This window comes from Pedobacter sp. UBA5917 (assembly GCF_002432345.1).
GTDB lineage: Bacteria > Bacteroidota > Bacteroidia > Sphingobacteriales > Sphingobacteriaceae > Pedobacter.
Genome location: NZ_DJDT01000296.1, coordinates 1 through 5180 on the forward strand (window position 1 = coordinate 1; position 5180 = coordinate 5180).

General features: G+C 42.6%; 6 protein-coding genes. 4 read left to right on the forward strand and 2 right to left on the reverse strand.

The window, feature by feature from the left end; all coding sequences use genetic code 11:
- Nucleotides 1-240 (forward strand): hypothetical protein (locus B2V92_RS20590; RefSeq protein ID WP_293311794.1); only part of this gene is annotated, 240 nt, incomplete at its 5' end.
- 82 nt (nt 241-322) lie between these two features.
- Here the strand turns inward: B2V92_RS20590 and B2V92_RS20595 are convergent.
- Together B2V92_RS20595 and B2V92_RS20600 are read right to left on the reverse strand one after the other, a co-directional pair.
- Entirely contained in the window at nt 323-955 is a 633-nt protein-coding gene (locus tag B2V92_RS20595) for an RNA polymerase sigma factor (protein ID WP_293311796.1), read from the reverse strand.
- Between the two features lie 370 nt (nt 956-1325).
- Nucleotides 1326-2735 (reverse strand): PLP-dependent aminotransferase family protein, encoded by a 1410-nt coding sequence (locus B2V92_RS20600; RefSeq protein ID WP_293311798.1) that lies wholly within the window; start codon nt 2733-2735, stop codon nt 1326-1328.
- A gap of 87 nt (nt 2736-2822) precedes the next feature.
- Between B2V92_RS20600 and B2V92_RS20605 the strand changes: the two genes are divergently transcribed.
- The 3 genes from B2V92_RS20605 to B2V92_RS20615 all read left to right on the forward strand — a co-directional run bounded on the left by B2V92_RS20605 (nt 2823) and on the right by B2V92_RS20615 (nt 4772).
- The gene (locus B2V92_RS20605) at nt 2823-3716 is read left to right on the forward strand and encodes a DMT family transporter (RefSeq protein ID WP_293311800.1); all 894 of its coding nucleotides are present in this window, start codon (nt 2823-2825) and stop codon (nt 3714-3716) included.
- Between the two features lie 24 nt (nt 3717-3740).
- Nucleotides 3741-4250, forward strand: a complete 510-nt coding sequence (locus B2V92_RS20610; RefSeq protein WP_293311802.1) for a GNAT family N-acetyltransferase — start codon at nt 3741-3743, stop codon at nt 4248-4250.
- A gap of 117 nt (nt 4251-4367) precedes the next feature.
- Nucleotides 4368-4772 (forward strand): ACT domain-containing protein, encoded by a 405-nt coding sequence (locus tag B2V92_RS20615; RefSeq protein ID WP_293311804.1) that lies wholly within the window; start codon nt 4368-4370, stop codon nt 4770-4772.
- Nucleotides 4773-5180 lie beyond the last annotated feature (408 nt).

The window sequence follows — 5180 nt, forward strand, 5'->3', positions numbered from 1 at the left end:
TTCGTCAATCCAGCAATGTGCTCCCCACAAGCCCTTTCACATCAAAAAAACAGCGGCACTTTGTTTTGTGCAGTAAATATCGAAGAATTTAAAGTTTTTTCGAGATCTGCACAAAACCACTGCGTTTTAGGTTTGGCAATGCCAATTGTACTGTTTTGCTACTGTTTTTTTGATTTTCCCGCACTTGGGATTGACGGTCGTTCTTCGGTAAAACCAATTATGTTATTCAAAGCAAGTTAGCGTAACGCCTTAAAAAAATACACCCATACGATAGGATTGACATCGGAATAACGTCTATTTAGCATTAATCGAACTCAGATTACTAACGTAAAAAAAGCATAATACCGATAATTAAGGCTGCATCTTTATACCTTAAAAAACCTTTGCGGAAATGGTTTAACGAAAATTTGATGTGGTTTTTTACCGTGTTGATGGAAATATCGAGGTTATCGGCAATTTCGGCATGACTCAATTCTTCTTCCCGGCTCAATTGAAAAACAATTTTGCGCTGTGGACTCAAAAGATCAAGTTCATTCTGGTAACACTGTTCCAATTCGCTCGTTAAAATGGCGTGATCGGCCGTATGGCTGGTAAAGGAAATGTGGTTTTCGATACTTTCTATCGGAGCGCTTTGGATTGCCTTTTTCCTGATGGCCTTTATGGTGGCATTTTTTGCAGCCCTAAAAATGTAATGCTTAAATTCTCCCTGGATGTTTAGACTGTGCCTTTTCTCCCATATCCACATCATAAGGTCCATCATGGCCTCTTCTGCAAAACACTCGTCGTTTACGTAACCCAGTGCATACCGGTAAAGTTTGGTAAAATAACGATCGAATAAAACATTAAAAGCTTTCAGATTGTCGCGGGAACATTCCTCTAATAACTGTTGATCTGAAAGTAAGGGATATTCCATAAAAATGGATGCTTCTGTTTTCAGCAAAACTAGAGGCCCCACTTTATGATTTGATTAATTACATGTTAAGGATTCATTAATAAAAGTGAAGACATATTTTGCCTCTGTTTATTTTTTTGCCACGGATGCACGGAAAAACACGGATTGGGTTTCGTAGCTGCTTTACTCGTTGATATCATTGACAGACCCCATAAGAAGAGTCGTCATTGCGAGGAGGTACGACGAAGCAATCTTTCCTGCGGGCAATTATTGCAAGAAAGATTGCTTCGTCGGCTGAAAAAGCCTTCTCGCAATGACGACTCTTGGCGGCCCATCAAACGCCTTAAGATTAGCTGCGCTGAGCACTTCGTAGTTCCCATCCGATAGCTATCGGATCAAGTTGGGAATGACGCATTGTAAGGGAGCTACTCAGTTAAAGCATCTTTGCCAGATAGCCCAGTTGTTTGAGTTTAAATTCGATTTCATCCGTCCAGGGCATTCCCATGCAGATGCGCAGGCAGTTTTCGAACTGATCCTGCATGGTAAACATACGTCCGGGTGAAATGCTGATTTTCTGTTTCATGGCCAGATCGTAAAGTTTTACGGTATCGGTTCCTTTTTTGAGCTCTACCCATATCGCCAAACCTCCCTGAGGGCGGCTGATTTTAGTCCCTTCGGGGAAATAAGTTGCAATGGCATGGCTAAAACGCTGATAATTTCCCATCAGGGTACGGCGCATCTGGTGAACATGAACATCGTAACGCCCGCTTTTAAAAAAATTCCCTACCACTTCGTGTACCAGTGAAGGTGTGGCAATGGCGTGTACCAGTTTCAATTTTAATATTTTATCCTTGTATTTTCCGGGTGCTACCCAACCTACACGGTAACCGGGCGCCAATGTTTTCGAAATGGCGCTGCACCACAGCACATTACCTTCGGTATCGAAAGCTTTGCAGCATTTTGGCCTTTGTGTACCAAAATAAAGATCGCCATACACATCATCTTCAATCAATGGGATATTATGTTTGGCCAATATTTTCACTACTTCTTTTTTATGCTCATCGGGCATACAGCTGCCCAAAGGTGTGTTAAAGTTTGGAATCAGCACACAGATATTGATTTTGGAAACCAGTCTTTTCAGGGCGTCAATTTCGATACCGGTAACCGGATGTGTTGGTAGCTCGAGTACCTTTAAACCCAAACTAATGGCCAACTGGAAAATCCCCGGGTAACACGGGCTTTCGATGGCAACAGTATCGCCGGGTTTTGCAAGTGCCATCATACAAAAAGAAAGCGCTCCCATCCCGCCACTCGTGGTAACCAGGTCGTCTTCGTTTAAATTACCTCCCCAACCCAGCGAGCGTACGGCAATCATCCGGCGCAATTGTACATTGCCCTGAAGCGGTTCGTACGCGGTGCCACCTTGCAGTGATCTGCTGGCCTGAAGAATCTGTTTTTGAAGTTTGGCCAGTGGTAAGAGGTTGCCGGAAGGAATACCGATTGAAAAATTGGTAATATCGTTATTTCCCAAACTCGAATATACTTTGGTAATCAGTTCTTCGGGCTCGTTATAACCAGGCATCTGTGCCGGTTTACTTACCGCCGGGAGTGGCAGCCGCTGCACAGAACGGTTGCTTACAAAGAAACCCGATTGTGGTTTTGGATCAATGAGCGACTGTGCTTCGAGTTCTAAAAATACCCTTTTGGCCGTGTTCATCCCAATGGCATGTTCTTTACATAGCATGCGCACAGACGGCAGCTTATCGCCAACCTTCAAAATACCATTCCTGATCTGGGCAGCTATTCCATCTGCAATTTCATTGTACCTAAAAACTTTTTTCATAAAGCAACTGTGTCCATCCAAATATACAAAACTGATACTGTATTTACCTATTTCTGTTTAGCACTTTTGGTTAAGCAAATTTTAGATATGATTACCACAACAACAGGTAGCCTGGCTACCAACAAAATTCCGAGCGGATGGCTTAACGGTTTTATAGGGGTATTGATTTTTAGCGGATCGATGCCGGCCACCAAAATAGCAGTAATGGGTATGAGTCCGTTTTTTGTAACCGTTGCAAGGGCGGCAATAGCAGGCTTACTGGCACTTACAGTACTGTTGGTACTTAAAGAGAAACGTCCGGCCAGAAGTAGTTTAGGCTCATTGGTTATTGTAGCATTTGGCGCCGTAATCGGTTTCCCTTTGTTAAGTTCTTTGGCCCTGGCGCATATTACTTCGGCACATTCGCTGGTATTTATGGGTTTATTGCCCTTGGTAACGGCCATTTTTGCGGTTTTATGCGGTGGCGAACGTCCAAAGCCTATTTTTTGGTTTTTTTCGGTATTGGGGAGTTTACTGGTCATCGGTTATGCGGTTTATCAGGGCATCAATGCATCACCGCTTGGCGATCTCCTTATGCTCGCGGCAATTGTACTCTGTGGTTTAGCTTATGCAGAAGGTGCACATTTGTCGAAAACCCTTGGTGGCTGGCAGGTAATTTCGTGGGCATTGGTCATTTCCCTTCCGCTCATGCTTCCCTTAATATTTGTATTTACACCGGTTTCACTTCAGGCAATCAGTGTAGATTCATGGCTGGGTTTGGCCTATATTTCATTGTTCAGTATGTTTATCGGCTTCATTTTCTGGTATAAAGGCCTTGCACAGGGCGGTATCGCAACTGTAGGCCAATTGCAACTGTTACAACCATTTTTTGGGTTGGCACTTGCCGCTACGCTATTGCACGAAGAAGTAAGTTTAAATATGCTTGCGGTAACCGTTGGAATTATCATCTGCGTTGCCTGCTCAAAAAAATTCGCTAAATAAATAATCAACCTAACGATCAACAATATGCACATCAGTAACAGCACCACAGCAGATATTGCAGAAATTTTCCGTTTATACGAAAACGCAACGGCTTTCCAGAAAACAAGATATACCCTGCACTGGCCAAAATTCGAGACTTCTTTGATCGAAACGGAGATAAAAGAGAACCGGCAATGGAAAATAACCATAGATGGAAAAACAGCCTGTGTATGGGCCACAACTTTTGACGATCCACAGATATGGGAAGAGAAAAATGCCGATCCATCGGTTTATATCCATCGCATTGCTACCAGTCCCGAATTTAAGGGACAAAATATGGTTGCCCAGATTGTAACCTGGGCAAAGGGATATGCAAAAGCAAACGGCAAAATTTATGTAAGACTGGATACAGTTGGCCAAAACGAAGGCCTGATCAAGCATTATACCAAAATGGGATTTGAATTTTTGGGCCTGTACGATTTAAAAAACACAGATCAGCTGCCTTCGCATTACCATGGTAATCCGGTGAGTTTGTTCGAGCTTTTGGTGGAATGATCCAGTAGCTCCCCCTCCGAAAAATTTAACATTTGTTAAAAAATGAGCATATAACTTCTTAATAAAATATACCATTAATGCATTTGCTTAATTTTGTTGGTATTAGAAGGAATTAACATGAACGGAGAACAAAACCTGGAAAAACTATTGAAAACGATGAAGCCGAAACTGAATCCGGGGGAATATATATTTTACACCACAGGCGATATCGCGGGATTTGATCCGTCCAATATCGTGATGTTATTTAGGGAGGAAGAAGGTAATACGCTGATTTTGGAAAAGGTTTATGCCGATAGCCTTGATATTGCCTATCATTCCACTTTTTCGTGGATCACGCTTAGTGTGCATTCATCTTTGGAAGCCGTTGGATTAACTGCAGCATTTTCTACTGCCCTTGCCGCCAAAAAAATCAGTTGTAATGTAGTTGCGGGTTTCTATCACGACCATATTTTTGTGGGCCCGAAAGATGCTGAAAAGGCTATGGAAATTCTTGAAAGATTCTCGGAGGGAGATAAAAGGTGATGTATGATGGGAAATGTAAGATGGAAAAGGGATAAAACGCTGCGGTGATCAGCGGGAACCAAAACGCAAATGTTTTCCCACAGATTTAAGAAGATATACGCAGAGGGATAATATTAAAAGCCACGGATGCACGGAAAACACGGAATAATGTATTCCCAACTCGGTGTTCTGTCTCCTTCTCTGTGGACTCGGTGGTTAAATAATGGAAAATGTAATATGGAAAATGGACCTACCTCTGCGGCGATCAGCGAAATCAGTGGGAACCAAAGCGCAAATGTTTTCCCGCAGATTTAAGAAGATATACGCAGAGAGATCATATTAAAAGCCACGGATGCACAGAAAACACGGAATAATGTATGCTCAACTCAGTGTATTTTGTGTCCTTCTCTGTGGACTCGGTGGTTAAAT